Raw genomic sequence first — 15,657 nt, forward strand, 5'->3', positions numbered from 1 at the left:
GATTAGAAAATATATGCTGTTGGGAAATGATTTTAAATGACCCGATAGAAATTTTAATTTTATTTTTAACTTGGAAAGATTATGGATTTAAGTTTAGTTTTCAAATCAGGTGATGTGGTACTGATTGGTGTATTTGTCCTGATGTTGTTGATGAGTGTGGTAACTTGGAGCGTCATTGTGATCCGCTGCATCAAATACCGCAAAGCGAAAAAAGGCAATGCTCAGGTAAAAGAGTTGATGCTGAATGCGTTTACGCTGGCTGATGCCGTACAAAAAGCCAAAGCGGTAGAAGCACCGATGAGCAGTGTTGCCGATGAGTCTCTGCGCGCATACCAAAACTACCGTCAAACGACGAGCGAATCGCTGATTGACGAATTGCCTTTGAACGAATACTTGGTCGTTCACATCCGTAACAGTTTGACCCAAACCATGCGCCAGTTCGACTACGGTATGACCGCTTTGGCCTCTATTGGTGCAACAGCTCCGTTTATCGGCCTGTTGGGTACTGTTTGGGGTATTTACCATGCCCTGATCGGCATCAGCGAAAGCGGCCAAATGAGCATTGCTGCGGTCGCCGGTCCGATTGGCGAAGCTTTGGTATCGACTGCTGTTGGCCTGTTTGTGGCGATTCCGGCCGTATTGGCGTACAACTTCCTTAATCGCGGTACAAAAACCATCGCGCAAGATATGGACGCATTTGCACATGACCTGCATGTCCGCCTTCTGAACCAAAAGGATTAAACCATGGCTTTCGGATCAATGAATTCCGGCGATGATGCGCCGATGTCGGATATCAACGTTACACCTTTGGTGGACGTGATGCTGGTGTTGCTGATTGTATTTATGATTACCATGCCGGTGCTGACCCACTCGATTCCTTTGGAGTTGCCGACTGCTTCGGAAAAAGCAGCAAAAGAGGATAAGCAGCAGCCTAAAGATCCTTTGCGTTTGAGCATTGATGCCAGTGGTGCTTATGTCGTTGGCGGCGATTCGGATACCAAAGTGGATTTGGCAACGGTAACCGCCAAGCTGAAAGAGGCTAAAGCGAAAAACGAAGATGTGATTGTGGCAATTGCGGCGGATAAAACGGTTGAATACGATTACGTCAACCAAGCCCTGCAAGCGGCGCGCGAAGCCGGTATCAGCAAAATCGGTTTTGTAACGGAAACCAAAGCGCAATAATCTTTTGAACACAGTAAAGGCCGTCTGAAATTTGAGTAAAGTTTCAGACGGCCTTTTGTTGTATTTGGTAACTATATGTCCAGGCTGTATAATTAGCGGATTAAATTCAATAACGACAATACAGGAACCGCCATGACAGAAACCATCGAACGCGACAGTATGCAATATGATGTCGTGATTGTCGGCGCAGGCCCGTCGGGTTTGTCCGCCGCCATCAAACTCAAGCAGCTTGCCGAAAAGAATGGACGCGAAATCAGCGTTTGTGTGGTGGAGAAAGGTTCGGAGGCCGGTGCGCACTCGCTTGCCGGTGCCATCATCGATCCGATTTCTTTGAATGAGCTGATTCCTGATTGGAAAGAAAAAGGCGCGCCGCTGACACGCACAGTGACGAAGGACAGGGTTGTATTCCTGACCGAGAAAAAAGCGTTCAACCTGCCGATTACCCCTAATTTTGACAACCATGCGAACTACATCGCCAGCTTGGGCGAAGTTGTCCGCTGGTTGGCAGAGCAGGCGGAAAATTTAGGCGTGGAAATCTATCCGGGTTTTGCCGCCGCCGAAGTGCTTTATCACGAAGACGGTTCGGTCAAAGGCATTGCAACCGGCAATATGGGCGTAGGTAAAGACGGCGAACCGACCGATTCATTCCAGCCCGGCATGGAGCTTTGGGCGCAGCAAACCATATTTGCCGAAGGCTGTCGCGGCTCGCTTTCCAAGCAAGTCATTGAACAATTTAAGCTCGACCAAAACAGCGAGCCGCAAACTTACGGCTTGGGCATTAAAGAAATTTGGGAAGTGCCGTCTGAAAAACATCAGCCCGGTTTGGTCATGCACAGTGCAGGCTGGCCGCTAGACAGCAAAACCTACGGCGGCTCGTTTATTTATCATTTTGACGACAACAAAGTCGCTGTCGGCTTTGTGGTTGGTTTGGATTATCAAAACCCTTATCTGTCGCCGTTTGAAGAGTTCCAACGTTTCAAAACCCATCCTGAAATCCGCAAAACCTTTGAAGGCGGCCGCCGTATCGCGTATGGCGCGCGTTCGCTGATTGAAGGTGGTTTGCAAAGCCTGCCGAAACTCTCGTTCAAAGGCGGCGTTTTGGTCGGCGATGCGGCGGGTTTCCTCAATATGCCGCGTATCAAAGGTATTCATACTGCGATGAAATCCGCTATGCTCGCCGCAGAAGCCGTGTTCCCCTTGTTGGAAAACCTTGAAGAAGTGGAAAGCTTCGACAGCGGCAAAGAGGCAGTGGATTATCAGCAACGTTTTGAACAAAGCTGGCTGTATCAAGAGCTTTACGCCGCGCGCAATGTCCGTCCGTCATTCAAATGGGGCGTTTACCTCGGCTCAATCTATACCGGTATCGACCAGATGATTTTCAGAGGCAAAGCCCCGTGGACTTTGAAACATCACGGCAAAGACAACGAGCAGCTCAAAAAAGCAGCCGAATGCAAACCGATTGATTATCCGAAGCCCGACGGCGTGTTGACCTTCGACCGCTTGAGCAGCGTGTTCCTTGCCAACCTTGCGCACGAAGAAAACCAGCCCGACCATTTGGTGCTGAAAAATCCGCAGGTCATGATAGACGTAAACTACAAAGAATACGCCTCGCCCGAAACCCGCTATTGTCCGGCTGGTGTATATGAAATCGTCGAAGAAAACGGCAGCCCGCGCCTGCAAATCAATGCCGCCAACTGCGTACACTGCAAAACGTGCGACATCAAAGACCCGACGCAAAACATCACTTGGATTTGTCCCGAAGGCGCAAGCGGGCCGAATTACGGCGGAATGTAATTGACTGTTTGAAGTCAAAACCTAAAGGCCGTCTGAAAAATTTCAGACAGCCTCTATCCTATTATTTCATCAATGGACGCATTATGAACACACGCATTTGGCAGGCAGGCCGATTTGAAATCGCCTTGGACAAACCGAAAATCATGGGCATCGTCAATCTGACCCCCGATTCATTATCCGATGGCGGCACCTATTCGCAAAATGTCTCAATAGCATTGGCACATGCCGAGCAGCTGCTGAAAGACGGCGCGGATATTCTTGATATCGGCGGCGAATCTACCCGCCCGGGTTCGGATGGTGTTTCTCTCGAAGAAGAATGGGCCAGAGTGCAGCCGGTTTTGGCGGAAGTGGCCAAGTGGAATGTTCCCGTCAGCTTGGACACGCGCCACACGGCAATCATGGAAAAAGCCTTGGCGCAAGGCGGCGTCGATATTATCAACGATGTTGCCGCATTGAGTGATGAAGGCGCAGTCGCATTATTGGCGCAACAGCCGAAGACAGGCGTGTGCCTCATGCACATGCAGGGCTTGCCCAAAACCATGCAGCTGAATCCGCAATATCAAGATGTCGTCGAAGAAGTCGCGCGTTATTTAAAAGCACGCGCGGCAGAATGCGTTCGAGCAGGCATTGCCCCTGAACGCATCACGCTCGACCCCGGCTTCGGTTTCGGCAAAAACCTGCAACACAACATTACCCTGATACAACATTTGCCTGAATTGATGGACGCAACCGGATTCCCACTCCTGATCGGCATATCGCGCAAAAGTATGATCGGCGAGCTGACAGGCGAACAAAATGCCGCCAAACGCGTACACGGCAGCGTCGCAGCCGCTTTGGCCACTGTCGCCCGAGGTGCGCAAATCATCCGTGTTCACGATGTCAAAGCAACATCGGACGCTTTGAAAGTTTGGGAAGCATTGGGCATATCGGCATAATGCCCAAATAGAAAACCAACAGGCCGTCTGAAACATTTGCCCGGCATCTTGAACAAGCAACAAGTTATGCTATAATCCGCTTTTACTCTTGACGGGTCTGTAGCTCAGGGGTTAGAGCAGGGGACTCATAATCCCTTGGTCGTGGGTTCGAAACCCACCGGACCCACCAAATATTAAAAATGCCCGAGGCTTTTGGCTCCGGGCATTTTTGCATTTATTGGTTTGTGAAGGGTTGGAATATAGGTTTTTTTGAATATCTATTTATTGGAATTATGCAATTTAAATTTTTCAGGGTGCTGTTTGGAATACAAAAAATATCCAATAAATTTTATCTGAAAATATTAAGAATAAATTTTACGGTTGCTATGATTATTCTTATTTTATGTTTTTCTGTTGTCTTATATTCGACATATTTGGTATAAAAATTAACCTATCAAATGAAAGTCGTTTATTTAAGCTGTAGAGTGTTTTGTAAATCAATGCCGTATGAAAATCTTAATTTCAGACGGTATTTTTTATTTTTCCGAGTAATACCACATGCCCTATGTTGAGAGGCTGATGATTATTTCGATATAGCTGGACTATTTTTCAGACGACCTGAAGACTTAATCAACCATTTTGCGTATTTCGTTGATGGGGATACGCGGGGTATAGAGTATGTCGTAGGTTGGTTTGTCCAGAAGATCTCGCAGGGAGTATTGATCTAAATGGTTGAAGAAGGCTTTGATGGCGCCGGTAATGATGCCGGTTAGTCGGCAGGATGGGGTGATAAGGCATTCGTTGTTGTCGCCCATGCATTCGACAACCTGCATCGGCTCAAGATGGCGGACGACTGCGCCGATGTTGATTTTTTCAGGAACATCCGCCAAGCGCAAACCGCCGCCTTTGCCGCGCACGCTGACCAGAAATCCGCCTTTGACTAATGAGGTAACCACTTTCATTAAATGGCTTTTGGAAATATTGTAAGTCTCGGCAATGGTGCTGATATTGACGAGGGTGTCATCATTGATGGCGGTATAAACCAATACGCGCAATCCGTAATCGGTATGTTGGGTCAGATACATGGCTGGTTCTTTGAATATTTTTTTCTTATATGTCAAAAGGGTAGTGTTTGGTAAAGGGTTGTTTGACTTTATGTGGGATTGGGTTTCATAATATCTGAAACATTTAAATTAATCCAGTTTGACAAACTGTTGCCATTATAACGAACTTATGAAACCCTTGAAACGCCACCCTGCATTAATAGAACTTTCCCGTGAGCATCATGGCTCGCTGTCGTTGTGCGTCCGTGTTCTACGTACGCCGGAGCAAAGCCATCAAGCGGAGCTGGATTCTCATTTTGCGGAACTTGAGCCACATTTTTTGGAAGAGGAAACCATGTTTGCGCCGTATTGGGATAAGGTTGATCCGGCGTTGAGGCAGCGTTTTGAAGGCGATCATGCCAAGCTGCGTGCGATGATGGCTCATCCTGAATATATGAATGAATCATGGAATAAGGATTTTGCGGTAACTTTGCGTGATCATGCGCGTTTTGAGGAGCGCGAGCTTTTTCCTGCGATTGAACCTTTTTTGCCTTTACCTGAGAATGTGTGATAGGGAAGGGAATCGATGGCCGTCTGAAAAGTTTCAGACGGCCTCTGTTGCTGTCTTATGATGATATAAAAATTGAAGGAACCACCATGAGCGATTTGTTCAAACATCCTGTATGGGCAATGGCCTTCCGCCCGTTTTATTCGTTGGCGGCTTTGTATGGCGCATTGTCTATATTGCTTTGGGGCTTTGGCTATCAGGGTACGCCTGAGTTGCCGGGTTTTTATTGGCATGCCCATGAAATGATTTGGGGCTACGCCGGATTGGTTGTCATTGCATTCTTGCTGACGGCCGTGGCAACTTGGACTGGCCAGCCGCCCACGCGCGGTAAGGCGTTGGCAGGTTTGACCGCATTTTGGCTGCTTGCGCGTTTGTGTGTGTTTATTCCCGGCTGGGGTGCAACGGCAAGCGGCATATTCGGCACGATCTTTTTCTGGTATGGCGCGGTGTGCATGGCTTTGCCGGTAATCCGTTCTCAAAATAAGCGCAACTATGTTGCCGTATTTGCTATTTTTGTTTTGGGCGGCACCCATTTTGCGTTCCATATGAAAATGCAGCCGTTTGATGCCATTGCGTTGATGACCGGTTTGCAATCCGGTTTGATTATGGTGGCCGGTTTTATCGGTTTGATCGGTATGCGGATTATCTCGTTCTTTACGTCCAAACGTTTGAACGTGCCGCAAATTCCCAGCCCTCAATGGGTAGCGCACGCATCGCTTTGGCTGCCTATGCTGATTGCTATGATGATGGCTCATAACATATTGCCGGGATTGGCCGCTTTGTTCTCTATTGCTGCCGGTGCGATTTTTACCGTGCAGGTGTACCGTTGGTGGTATAAAGCCGTACTGAAAGAGCCTATGCTTTGGATTTTGTTTGCCGGCTATCTGTTTACAGGCTTGGGCTTGATTGCGGTCGGTATTTCTTATTGGATTCCAAGCTTCTTGAATCTGGGCGTACACCTTATCGGCGTTGGCGGTATCGGCGTGCTGACTTTGGGTATGATGGCACGAACTGCGCTTGGCCATACCGGCAACTCTATTTATCCGCCGCCTAAAGTGGTTCCTGTCGCCTTTTGGCTGATGATTGCCGCAACGGTTATCCGTGTTTTGGCTACCTTTGTGAGCGGTACGGCATACACGCACAGTATCCGTTGCTCCGCCGCTTTGTTCGCCGTATCTCTGCTGTTGTACGCATGGAAATATATTCCTTGGTTGATCCGTCCGCGTTCGGATGGTCGTCCGGGTTAACGGTTTGGCAAAATGAAAAGGCCGAGACCTTTGCAAAATTCCCCAAAATCCCCTAAATTCCCACCAAGACATTTAGGGGATTTCTCATGAGCACCTTCTTCCAGCAAACCGCCCAAGTCATGATCGCCAAACACATCGACCGTTTCCCACTATTGAAGTTGGATCAGGTGATTGATTGGCAGCCGATCGAACAATACCTGAATCGTCAAAGAACCCGTTACCTTAGAGACCACCGCGGCCGTCCCGCCTATCCCCTGTTGTCCATGTTCAAAGCTATCCTGCTCGGACAATGGCACAGCCTCTCCGATCCCGAACTCGAACACAGCCTCATCACCCGCATCGATTTCAACCTGTTTTGCCGTTTTGACGAACTGAGCATCCCCGATTACAGCACCTTATGCCGCTACCGCAACTGGCTGGCGCAAGACGACACCCTGTCCGAATTGCTGGAACTGATTAACCGCCAACTGACCGAAAAAGGCCTAAAAGTAGAGAAAGCATCCGCCGCCGTCATTGACGCCACCATTATCCAGACCGCCGGCAGCAAACAGCGCCAGGCCATAGAAGTCGACGAGGAAGGACAAGTCAGCGGCCAAACCACACCGAGTAAAGACAGCGATGCCCGTTGGATAAAGAAAAACGGCCTCTACAGACTCGGTTACAAACAACATACCCGTACCGATGCGGAAGGCTATATCGAGAAACTGCACATTACCCCCGCCAATGCCCATGAGTGCAAACATCTGTCGCCTTTGTTGGAAGGCTTGCCCAAAGGTACAACCGTCTATGCCGACAAAGGCTATGACAGTGAGGAAAACCGTCAATATCTGGAAGAGCGTCGACTGCAGGACGGCATTATGCGCAAAGCCCACCGTAAACATCCGCTGACGGAAGCGCAAACCAAACGCAACCGATATTTGTCGAAGACCCGTTATGTGGTCGAACAAAGCTTCGGTACGCTGCACCGTAAATTCCGCTATGCGCGGGCAGCCTATTTCGGGCTGCTCAAAGTGAGTGCGCAAAGCCATCTGAAGGCGATGTGTTTGAACCTTTTGAAAGCCGCCAACAGGCTAAGTGCGCCTGTTGCTGCCTAAAAGGCGGCCGGATGCCTGATTGATCAGGTATCCAAGGGGGATTAAGGGGGTGTCTGAGTAGAATCAGTGGATATTCGAAACAAAAACAGCCGAAAACCTGTGTTTGGATTTCGGCTGTTTGGGGGAAAAGGAATTTTGCAAAGGTCTCAGGCCGTCTGAAAAGTTTCAGACGGCCTTTATTTATTGATAATAAAAAAGCCTTTCAAAGTATGAAAGGCTTTTATTGAAACTGTGGCCTCGCCAACAGGAATCGAACCTGTATTTTACGCTTAGGAGGCATACGTTCTATCCGTTGAACTATGGCGAGGCGTTAAAGGAGGGGATTTTAAACCTTTCCGGCAAAAAAAGACAATAAGCCGGCGGCAATCAAAGGGCCGACCGGGATACCGCCGACAAAAGCAACGCCGATGACGGTGCCGATTAATAATCCGGTTACCAAAACAGGCTGTTCGCTCATCAATGGAACGCCGCGTCCGGCAAGCCAAGCGACGAAGATGCCGATAAGGACGGCGGCAATCATTTTGAAATTGAGAAACTCGGACAGCGGCGGAATCTGTATTTTGCCTGAAACCAGCGGACTCAATACGCCGATGGTCAGTATAATAATGCCCACTTGCAAGCCGTGTTTTTCCACGAAGGGAATGTATTGCGACAAAGCGGTTTGCTGCATCAGCAATAAGACGGCCGCCGAAATCGTAATCGAGTTGTTGTTACTGACAACGCCCAAAAAAATCAGCGTAACCAGAAACAAAGGGACAAAGCTGAAATTCATCGGATTAAGATACTCGGGCCAAGGATTCTTTTGCCAGTTGAATCATGGCTTCTTTGACTTCGCTATCAGGCAACACGTCCAATGAAGCGATGGCTTTGTCGACGGCTTTTTTCGCCTCGGAAATCGAATACGGCAAAGCGTCGGAGTTGACGACATAGTCGTGGATTTTTTCAAAATAGCTGCGGTCGGCATTTTCCAAAGCGTGGCGCACATCGTTGGCTGCCTGCTCGGAGCCGTTTCTTATCAGGTAAATCAATGGCAGGGTAGGTTTGCCTTCTGCCAAATCGTCGCCGACGTTTTTGCCGATTTCTTCGGTTTCGCCTGAATAGTCCAATACATCATCAATGATTTGGAAAGCCGTACCGACGTACATACCGTAGTCTTTCAAGGCTTGCTCGTGTTCGGGGGAAGCCTTGCCCAAAATTGCGCCGACTTGCGCTGCCGCTTCAAACAGTTTTGCTGTTTTGTATTGGATAACTTGGACGTATTGCTCTTCGGTAATATCGGTATTGCCGATGTTCATCAGCTGCATGACTTCGCCTTCGGCGATGATGTTGGTCGCGTCTGCCATCACTTCCAAAATACGCATGCTGCCCGAACCAACCATCAGTTGGAAGGCACGTGTATATAGGAAGTCGCCGACCAAAACAGCCGCCGCGTTGCCGAAGAGGTTGTTTGCGGTTTTACGGCCGCGGCGCAACTCGCTTTCATCGACGACATCGTCGTGCAGGAGGGTGGAGGTGTGGATGAATTCCACCATTGCTGCCAGCGAGTACAGTTTTTCATCGTCATGCCCGACTGCTTTGCCTGCCAAAATGGTAATAATCGGACGCAGGCGTTTACCGCCCGCGCTGATGATGTATGTGCCGATTTGCGAAATCAGCGCGACATCGGATTGAACAGCTTGGTTGATGACCGCATTAACTTTGGCAAGGTCATCGGGCAGGTGGCGTTGGAAGTAAGGCAGGTTTTCGAGCATAAAACATTCTCTGTTGACAAAACGGAGCGGGGCTCCAATGAATCTGTTTAAACCCGTACATTCGGTCGGGGTAATAACGTTGCATAAAGATATCAGCAATCCAGCGCGTGATTATATCAGTTAAAAAGCATGCAACATATCTTTCAGACGGCCTTTTCACTTGTAAATAAAATAAATTTTGACAAAACAGGCAAATAGAAATAGAATAGCTCGTTCCGCACATGGTGTGCGGAATGTTAACCTAATTCTCATGGAGTTGAGTATGTACGCGGTCGTAAAAACCGGCGGTAAACAATATAAAGTTTCCGTTGGCGAAAAATTGAAAGTAGAACAGATACCAGCCGAACTCGACAGCCAAATCGAACTGACTGAAGTTTTGATGATTGCTGACGGCGAATCTGTAAAAGTAGGCGCACCTTTTATCGAAGGCGCAAAAGTAACAGCTAAAGTCGTTGCTCATGGTCGTGGCGAGAAAGTACGTATTTTCAAAATGCGTCGTCGCAAACACTACCAAAAACGCCAAGGCCATCGCCAAAATTTCACCCAAATCGAAATCGTGGCAATCGCCTAATTTCAAGTAAGTTCAGGAGTATTACAAATGGCAAGTAAAAAAGCAGGCGGTAGCACCCGCAACGGTCGCGATTCAGAAGCCAAACGCTTGGGCGTTAAAGCCTACGGCAACGAGCTGATTCCGGCAGGCTCTATCATCGTTCGTCAACGTGGTACTAAATTCCACGCAGGTGACAACGTAGGCATGGGCAAAGACCACACTTTGTTTGCTAAAGTCGACGGTTACGTTGAATTCAAAACCAAAGGCGCGCTGAACCGTAAAACCGTCAGCATCCGTCCTTACACCGGTTCTGAAGAATAATCGTTTTACGATTGAAAGCCGCATTCCTTTTCGGAATGCGGTTTTTGTTTATTTGACGGTTTTGTCTGTTTGATAAAATCTGTATGTCGTGAAGCTTGATTTATATTAAGGCCAAAGTAAAAACGTGCTTATAATCGATGGCCTTTGTTTTATTCTATCAACTCTTTCTATATAATCTATCAAATGCCTTTGATTTACCCTCTTGTAGCTAAACACAGTAAACTTAAGGCCGTCTGAAAAAATCCGTATCAGTTGAATACAAGGAATTCCTCCCATGAGCTTACACAGTGATATTCTCGTCGTCGGCGCAGGCCCTGCCGGATTAAGTTTTGCCGCAGAGTTGGCCGGAAGCGGTTTGAACATAACCCTGATTGAAAGAAGTCCTTTAGAAGTGTTGCAAAATCCGCCGTATGACGGCCGTGAAATCGCACTGACGCATCTGTCGCGCGAAATCATGCAGCGATTGGGTATGTGGGATTTGATTCCAAAAGACGAAATTTATCCTTTGCGCGATGCCAAAGTGTTGAATGGTCATTCCGATTACCAGCTCCATTTCCCGCAACCGACTCAGGCGCGCGGCGAGCCTGCGGACTGCTTGGGCTATTTGATCTCCAACCACAATATCCGCAAAGCCGCTTATGAAGTCGTGTCCAAATTGAACAACGTGAAAATTCTGACCGGCACCAATGTTAAAGAAGTCAAAACTTCTGACGATGAGGCGCAAGTTATTTTGGAAAGCGGCGAAGTATTGACCGGCCGTCTGTTGTTGGCCGCCGATAGCCGCTTCTCGCAAACGCGCCGTCAATTGGGCATTTCTTCCGATATGCACGATTACAGCCGTACCATGTTTGTGTGCCGCATGAAGCATACTTTGTCCAACCTGCATACTGCATATGAATGCTTCCACTACGGCCGTACCATTGCATTGCTGCCTTTGGAAGAACACTTGACCAATACAGTGATTACGGTGGACAGCGATAAAGCCGAAACGATTAAAAACATGTCGCCGGAAGAATTGGCAGCCAGCGTGAAAGAGCAACTCAAAGGCCGTTTGGGCGATATGGAATTGGTCAGCACCATTCACAATTATCCTTTGGTCGGTATGATTGCCCAACGGTTCTATGGCAAACGCAGCGCGTTGATCGGCGATGCCGCAGTCGGTATGCATCCGGTTACTGCGCACGGCTTCAACTTGGGTCTGGCAAGTGCCGATCTTTTGGCTAAATTGGTTCTCGAAGCCGAGCAACGCGGTCAGGATATTGGTGCGAAGAGCCTGCTGGAAAAATACAGCACCAAGCATATGTTCCACGCCCATCCGATTTACCACGGCACTAATATGCTGCTGAAACTCTTTACCAATGAAACTGCTCCGGCGAAACTGTTGCGCGGTTTGGTATTGCGTGCAAGCAATAACTTCCCGCCGCTGAAAAAACTGATTACCAAACAATTAACCGGTTAATTGTTTAAAACATAAAAGGCCGTCTGAACGATTAAAGTTTCAGACGGCCTTGTTTTTTATCTATTGTTTATTTGGCTAAAACCGATTCGGGCATTTCTTGACGGACGTTTAAGGAAGTCAGTTTTTTGGTCAAGATGCTCAATACGATGCCGTAGGCAGGCAGGAAGAAGAGGGTGCAGATGGCAAGTTTGAACAGATAATCAACAAATGCGATGCTCTGCCAGTTTGCCGCCATAAATTCATCGTTGCTCGCGTAAAAGGCAACGGCGAAAAACACCAGCGTATCCAAAGCGTTGCCGACCACGGTGGAAGCGGTGGGGGCAATCCACCATGATTTCAGACGGCGTAATCTGTTGAACACAAAAATATCGAGGATTTGTCCAAGCGCATAGGCGGAAAAGCTGGCCAATGCGATGCGGCCGACGAAGATGTTAAATTCAGTTAACGATGCCCAGCCTGTCCAGTTGCCGTCATGAAAGAGGACGGAGAAGACGTAAGAGAGCAGCAGGGCGGGGAACATCACCCAAAAAATAATCCGTCTCGCCAACGGCGCGCCGAAAATGCGCACGGTCAGGTCGGTAGCGAGGAAGATAAAGGGGAAGGAAAATGCGCCCCAAGTGGTAAAAATACCGAAAATTTGAAAGGGGAACTGTACCAGATAGTTGCTGGCGGCAATAATAAAAATATGGAAAAGCACCAGCCAGAAGAGCGCTTTCTTCTGCTGTGCGGCAGTAAATTCGTACATGGAAATCTTTCGGAAGTTTTTTCAGACGGCATGAAGCCTTGCGAGACCGTGCAATAAATAAAGTCGCGCAATAAAAAGGGCGGTTAGGCCGTCTGAACGGGATTATTGTGCATCGTGTTTAAACAGGCGTTTGCGTGCCAAAGCTTCAAACTCTGTGCCTGCTTTGCCGTAGTTGGCAAACGGATGAATGGCGATGCCGCCGCGCGGTGTGAATTCGCCGAATACTTCGATGTATTTCGGATCCATCAGGGCGATGAGGTCTTTCATGATGATGTTGACGCAGTCTTCATGGAAGTCGCCGTGGTTGCGGAAACTGAAGAGGTAGAGTTTCAGTGATTTGCTTTCCACCATTTTGATATGGGGAATGTAGCGGATGTAGATGGTGGCAAAGTCGGGCTGGCCGGTCATCGGGCAGAGGCTGGTGAACTCGGGGCAGACGAATTTGACGAAATAGTCGTTGTCGGGATGTTTGTTGTCGAACGCTTCCAAAATTTCAGGTGCGTATTCGCTCGGGTATTGGGTTTTCTGGTTGCCCAAAAGGGAGATACCTTGCAGCTCTTCGTTGTTGCGGGACATGAGGTTTCCTTAGTTTTTTAATGTGGGAGGTTTTCGAACCACGGGGTGCGGATTGTAATATAAATTGCATGGCTTGTGCGGATTTTATAGCGATGAATCAGCAGGATAGCTTTCAGACGGCCTGTTTTGTATTTTATGAAACCTGTTTTCCGCTTTACAATAGCAACCAATCAACAGGCCGTCTGAAAGTTTTGTATGTCTTTAGCCCAACCCAAACGTATTCTGATCATCAAATTGCGCCATCATGGCGATGTGCTTTTGAGCACGCCGGTGGTCGATGCGCTGAAAACCCGTTTCCCTGATTGCGAAATCGATATGCTGGTATACGCCGGTACGGAGCAGCTGATTGCCGATAATCCGCAGATTGCGCAGATTTTTACCATTGATCGAAATTGGAAGAAGCTGGGCGTATTCAAGCAGTTGGCGTGTGAGAAAAATCTTTTTTCAAAGCTGAAGGCGCGCGATTACGACTGGGCTTTCAACCTGTCCGACCAATGGCGCGCGGCAATAATCGCCAAACTGTGCGCCCGTTGCAGCGTGGGTTTGGACTGCATCAAGCGTGACGGTTTCTGGTGGCGTTTCTGTCATGATTTTATCAACCATGAGCTGGATCCCAGCCATCATATCGTTGAAAACCAGTTGAATATCCTTGCGCCGCTTATCCAGCCCGAAGACGTAGCCGATGCGAAGGTACGCCTTTGGGTGGCACAAGATGCAAGGGAAAGCATGCGGCAGAAATTGCGTGAGCAGGGTTGGAACGGCGAAGATTATGTGTTGCTGCACCCGGGTGCGCGTTGGCATTTCAAATGTTGGGAAGACGGCAAAAACGCCGCCATCGTACAGCTTCTGCTCAACAGTGGGCAGAATGTCGTGTTGACCGCTTCTCCCGACACTGTCGAACAATACATGCTTCAGGAAATTATAGGCCGTCTGAATATTCCGGAAGGCAGAAAAGTATATGTGTTGTCCGGATGCTTGAGTTTGCGTGAATTGGCGGCGGCCATTGAGGGCGCCAAACTGTTTGTCGGTGTCGATTCCGCACCGATGCACATTGCCGCTGCTTTGGATAAACCGCAAATCGCTTTGTTTGGTGCGTCATGGGTGGATAAATGGCGTCCGTATTCCGAGCAAGCGGAAGTCATTTATGCCGGCGATTATGCCAAATTGCCCCATCCTGACAGTATCGATACCAACGATCCGACACGTCTGTTGAAAGCGATTCCGTTGCAGGATGTATGGGACAAAATTTCTGCCAAATTGGAGGCATTGGAGGCTTAACACCGCTTACCACGATCCGTTAAACGTTTTAGCTTTGCGCCAAAATGCCCATTTGGAACGGCGGCCGATTTCCAGCGTGCCGCCGTTTTCGCCGTCTGTAGCAATGCACACGGTTTTCAGACGGCCTGAAGCGAGTGCGTCCCATAAAGGCGCAAACCAACGGGTTTCCCAGCTTTCCAAAATATCTTTGTATGCCCAAACATCGCCTGTCTGTAAGGTGGAAACCAAGTCGTCCAAAAAAATAAGGCCGTCTGAAACCGTATTGCCTGTTTCTTGAACCATCTCAAACCAAGCCTTCAAATCATACGGCGCATCTAGTTTGGGCGTATCCGAAAAACGCGCCCATGCGCTGTCTGAGGCGACGATATCCGCAGATTGTGTACCGTCCGCATCATTCCACAGCCACAAACCGTTGATTTCCGGCAAGCCTTGTTGTTCACGCGCTTGGTTAATCGGATGCGTGTGGAGAAACATTTGGATTTCCGTCTGCATGGCCAACCAAGACACCGCATCTTTGCCGTGTGCCTGACCGTCCATTTCCGGCTGCCCGCACACATCCAAAACACATTCCGCACCCCAATCTTCAAGTTCCGGCATACTGAGCAGCCACATGCTTTCGCAAAGCGGCTTGAATTGCCAATCTTTATCTTGATAAAACGCCGACAAATCCGCACATAACCGTTGCGCCTCCTCTGTTTGGATGCCGATAAACTCGCCGCTGATAATGTTGACATGGTGCATGCCCATTTGTTGCCAAACCGGAGAGGCAAAAGCGGCTGTGTGTTTTTGGCTTGTGTGGCGTAAACGTTGCACTTGGGTAATGAGGCTGCCGTTCCACAAATGGCGGCCGTAAAATTCAGACGGCCTGAGTGTTTCTTTGCGTAATATGCCGTAACGCAAAAGACGGTTAAAAGCAGGTAAGGTAAGCTCAGGAATGGATTCGTCGGCAAAGCGGTTGAGCGAGGGGAGGGCGAGGGTCAGCTTCATAAGCGCAAATAGATAGGAAAACCGTTATTTTACGCGACAAATGATGCGTTTCGGAACCTTGCTTTTACGCCCTGAAAAAGAGCCGGTCAGACGGCCGGTTTGGAAAAAACGGGCTGTCATGCTAGAATGCAAGGCGTAAATTTCAGAA

Annotated in this window: 17 protein-coding genes, 2 tRNA genes and 1 riboswitch; of the genes, 12 read left to right on the forward strand and 7 right to left on the reverse strand. The window is 48.6% G+C overall.

Annotated elements, in window-relative coordinates:
• The first annotated feature begins 81 nt into the window (after positions 1-81).
• The 5 genes from KCG55_RS06060 to KCG55_RS06080 all read left to right on the forward strand — a co-directional run bounded on the left by KCG55_RS06060 (position 82) and on the right by KCG55_RS06080 (position 4,080).
• Positions 82-741: a MotA/TolQ/ExbB proton channel family protein gene (locus KCG55_RS06060; RefSeq protein WP_254322357.1), complete on the forward strand. Its 660-nt coding sequence runs from the start codon at positions 82-84 to the stop codon at positions 739-741.
• A 3-nt stretch (positions 742-744) separates the two neighbouring features.
• On the forward strand, positions 745-1,182 hold the full coding sequence (locus KCG55_RS06065) for an ExbD/TolR family protein (protein WP_254322359.1): 438 nt from the start codon (positions 745-747) through the stop codon (positions 1,180-1,182).
• A gap of 132 nt (positions 1,183-1,314) precedes the next feature.
• Positions 1,315-2,976 (forward strand): electron transfer flavoprotein-ubiquinone oxidoreductase, encoded by a 1,662-nt coding sequence (locus KCG55_RS06070; RefSeq protein WP_254322360.1) that lies wholly within the window; start codon positions 1,315-1,317, stop codon positions 2,974-2,976.
• Positions 2,977-3,059: 83 nt separating this feature from the next.
• On the forward strand, positions 3,060-3,911 hold the full coding sequence (folP, locus tag KCG55_RS06075) for a dihydropteroate synthase (RefSeq protein ID WP_188208694.1): 852 nt from the start codon (positions 3,060-3,062) through the stop codon (positions 3,909-3,911).
• 93 nt (positions 3,912-4,004) lie between these two features.
• Positions 4,005-4,080 (forward strand) — tRNA-Ile (locus KCG55_RS06080).
• A 436-nt stretch (positions 4,081-4,516) separates the two neighbouring features.
• Here the strand turns inward: KCG55_RS06080 and KCG55_RS06085 are convergent.
• Entirely contained in the window at positions 4,517-4,975 is a 459-nt protein-coding gene (locus KCG55_RS06085; protein WP_254322361.1) for an RrF2 family transcriptional regulator, read from the reverse strand.
• Between the two features lie 148 nt (positions 4,976-5,123).
• Here KCG55_RS06085 and KCG55_RS06090 point away from each other — a divergent pair, with 148 nt between their 5' ends.
• The 3 genes from KCG55_RS06090 (at position 5,124) to KCG55_RS06100 (ending at position 7,842) form a co-directional block, all read left to right on the forward strand.
• Entirely contained in the window at positions 5,124-5,504 is a 381-nt protein-coding gene (locus tag KCG55_RS06090) for a hemerythrin domain-containing protein (protein WP_254322363.1), read from the forward strand.
• An 86-nt stretch (positions 5,505-5,590) separates the two neighbouring features.
• Positions 5,591-6,748: an NnrS family protein gene (locus KCG55_RS06095; RefSeq protein ID WP_254322365.1), complete on the forward strand. Its 1,158-nt coding sequence runs from the start codon at positions 5,591-5,593 to the stop codon at positions 6,746-6,748.
• Between the two features lie 86 nt (positions 6,749-6,834).
• On the forward strand, positions 6,835-7,842 hold the full coding sequence (locus KCG55_RS06100) for an IS5 family transposase (protein ID WP_254322367.1): 1,008 nt from the start codon (positions 6,835-6,837) through the stop codon (positions 7,840-7,842).
• A 232-nt stretch (positions 7,843-8,074) separates the two neighbouring features.
• Here KCG55_RS06100 and KCG55_RS06105 read toward each other — a convergent pair.
• From KCG55_RS06105 to ispB, 3 genes are all read right to left on the reverse strand, one after another.
• Positions 8,075-8,149: transfer RNA gene (locus KCG55_RS06105), tRNA-Arg, on the reverse strand.
• 18 nt (positions 8,150-8,167) lie between these two features.
• Complete coding sequence (locus tag KCG55_RS06110) at positions 8,168-8,614, reverse strand: DUF441 domain-containing protein (RefSeq protein ID WP_254322369.1); 447 nt, start codon at positions 8,612-8,614, stop codon at positions 8,168-8,170.
• Between the two features lie 4 nt (positions 8,615-8,618).
• Positions 8,619-9,593, reverse strand: coding sequence for an octaprenyl diphosphate synthase (gene ispB / locus KCG55_RS06115; RefSeq protein WP_254322370.1), 975 nt, complete (start codon positions 9,591-9,593; stop codon positions 8,619-8,621).
• 262 nt (positions 9,594-9,855) lie between these two features.
• On the opposite strand from ispB, the gene rplU reads away from it, so the two are divergent.
• The 3 genes from rplU (at position 9,856) to ubiM (ending at position 11,923) form a co-directional block, all read left to right on the forward strand.
• The gene (gene rplU, locus KCG55_RS06120; protein WP_002216394.1) at positions 9,856-10,164 is read left to right on the forward strand and encodes a 50S ribosomal protein L21; all 309 of its coding nucleotides are present in this window, start codon (positions 9,856-9,858) and stop codon (positions 10,162-10,164) included.
• A gap of 27 nt (positions 10,165-10,191) precedes the next feature.
• Positions 10,192-10,464, forward strand: a complete 273-nt coding sequence (gene rpmA, locus KCG55_RS06125) for a 50S ribosomal protein L27 (RefSeq protein ID WP_002212328.1) — start codon at positions 10,192-10,194, stop codon at positions 10,462-10,464.
• 274 nt (positions 10,465-10,738) lie between these two features.
• Positions 10,739-11,923 (forward strand): 5-demethoxyubiquinol-8 5-hydroxylase UbiM, encoded by a 1,185-nt coding sequence (ubiM, locus tag KCG55_RS06130; RefSeq protein ID WP_254322372.1) that lies wholly within the window; start codon positions 10,739-10,741, stop codon positions 11,921-11,923.
• 67 nt (positions 11,924-11,990) lie between these two features.
• Here the strand turns inward: ubiM and KCG55_RS06135 are convergent, their stop codons facing one another.
• Both KCG55_RS06135 and queF read right to left on the reverse strand, forming a co-directional pair.
• Entirely contained in the window at positions 11,991-12,668 is a 678-nt protein-coding gene (locus tag KCG55_RS06135) for a 7-cyano-7-deazaguanine/7-aminomethyl-7-deazaguanine transporter (RefSeq protein WP_254322374.1), read from the reverse strand.
• Positions 12,669-12,770: 102 nt separating this feature from the next.
• Positions 12,771-13,244 carry a preQ(1) synthase gene (queF, locus tag KCG55_RS06140; RefSeq protein ID WP_254322376.1) on the reverse strand — a complete coding sequence of 158 codons (474 nt, stop codon included), beginning with the start codon at positions 13,242-13,244 and terminating at the stop codon, positions 12,771-12,773.
• Between the two features lie 3 nt (positions 13,245-13,247).
• A riboswitch (PreQ1 riboswitch) is annotated at positions 13,248-13,292 on the reverse strand.
• Between the two features lie 147 nt (positions 13,293-13,439).
• Here queF and rfaQ point away from each other — a divergent pair.
• The gene (gene rfaQ / locus KCG55_RS06145) at positions 13,440-14,522 is read left to right on the forward strand and encodes a putative lipopolysaccharide heptosyltransferase III (protein WP_254322377.1); all 1,083 of its coding nucleotides are present in this window, start codon (positions 13,440-13,442) and stop codon (positions 14,520-14,522) included.
• A 6-nt stretch (positions 14,523-14,528) separates the two neighbouring features.
• On the opposite strand, the gene KCG55_RS06150 is transcribed toward rfaQ, so the two are convergent.
• Positions 14,529-15,509 carry a hypothetical protein gene (locus KCG55_RS06150; protein WP_254322378.1) on the reverse strand — a complete coding sequence of 327 codons (981 nt, stop codon included), beginning with the start codon at positions 15,507-15,509 and terminating at the stop codon, positions 14,529-14,531.
• Positions 15,510-15,657: the final 148 nt, after the last annotated feature.

This window comes from Neisseria subflava, assembly GCF_024205745.1.
Taxonomy (GTDB): domain Bacteria; phylum Pseudomonadota; class Gammaproteobacteria; order Burkholderiales; family Neisseriaceae; genus Neisseria; species Neisseria flavescens_B.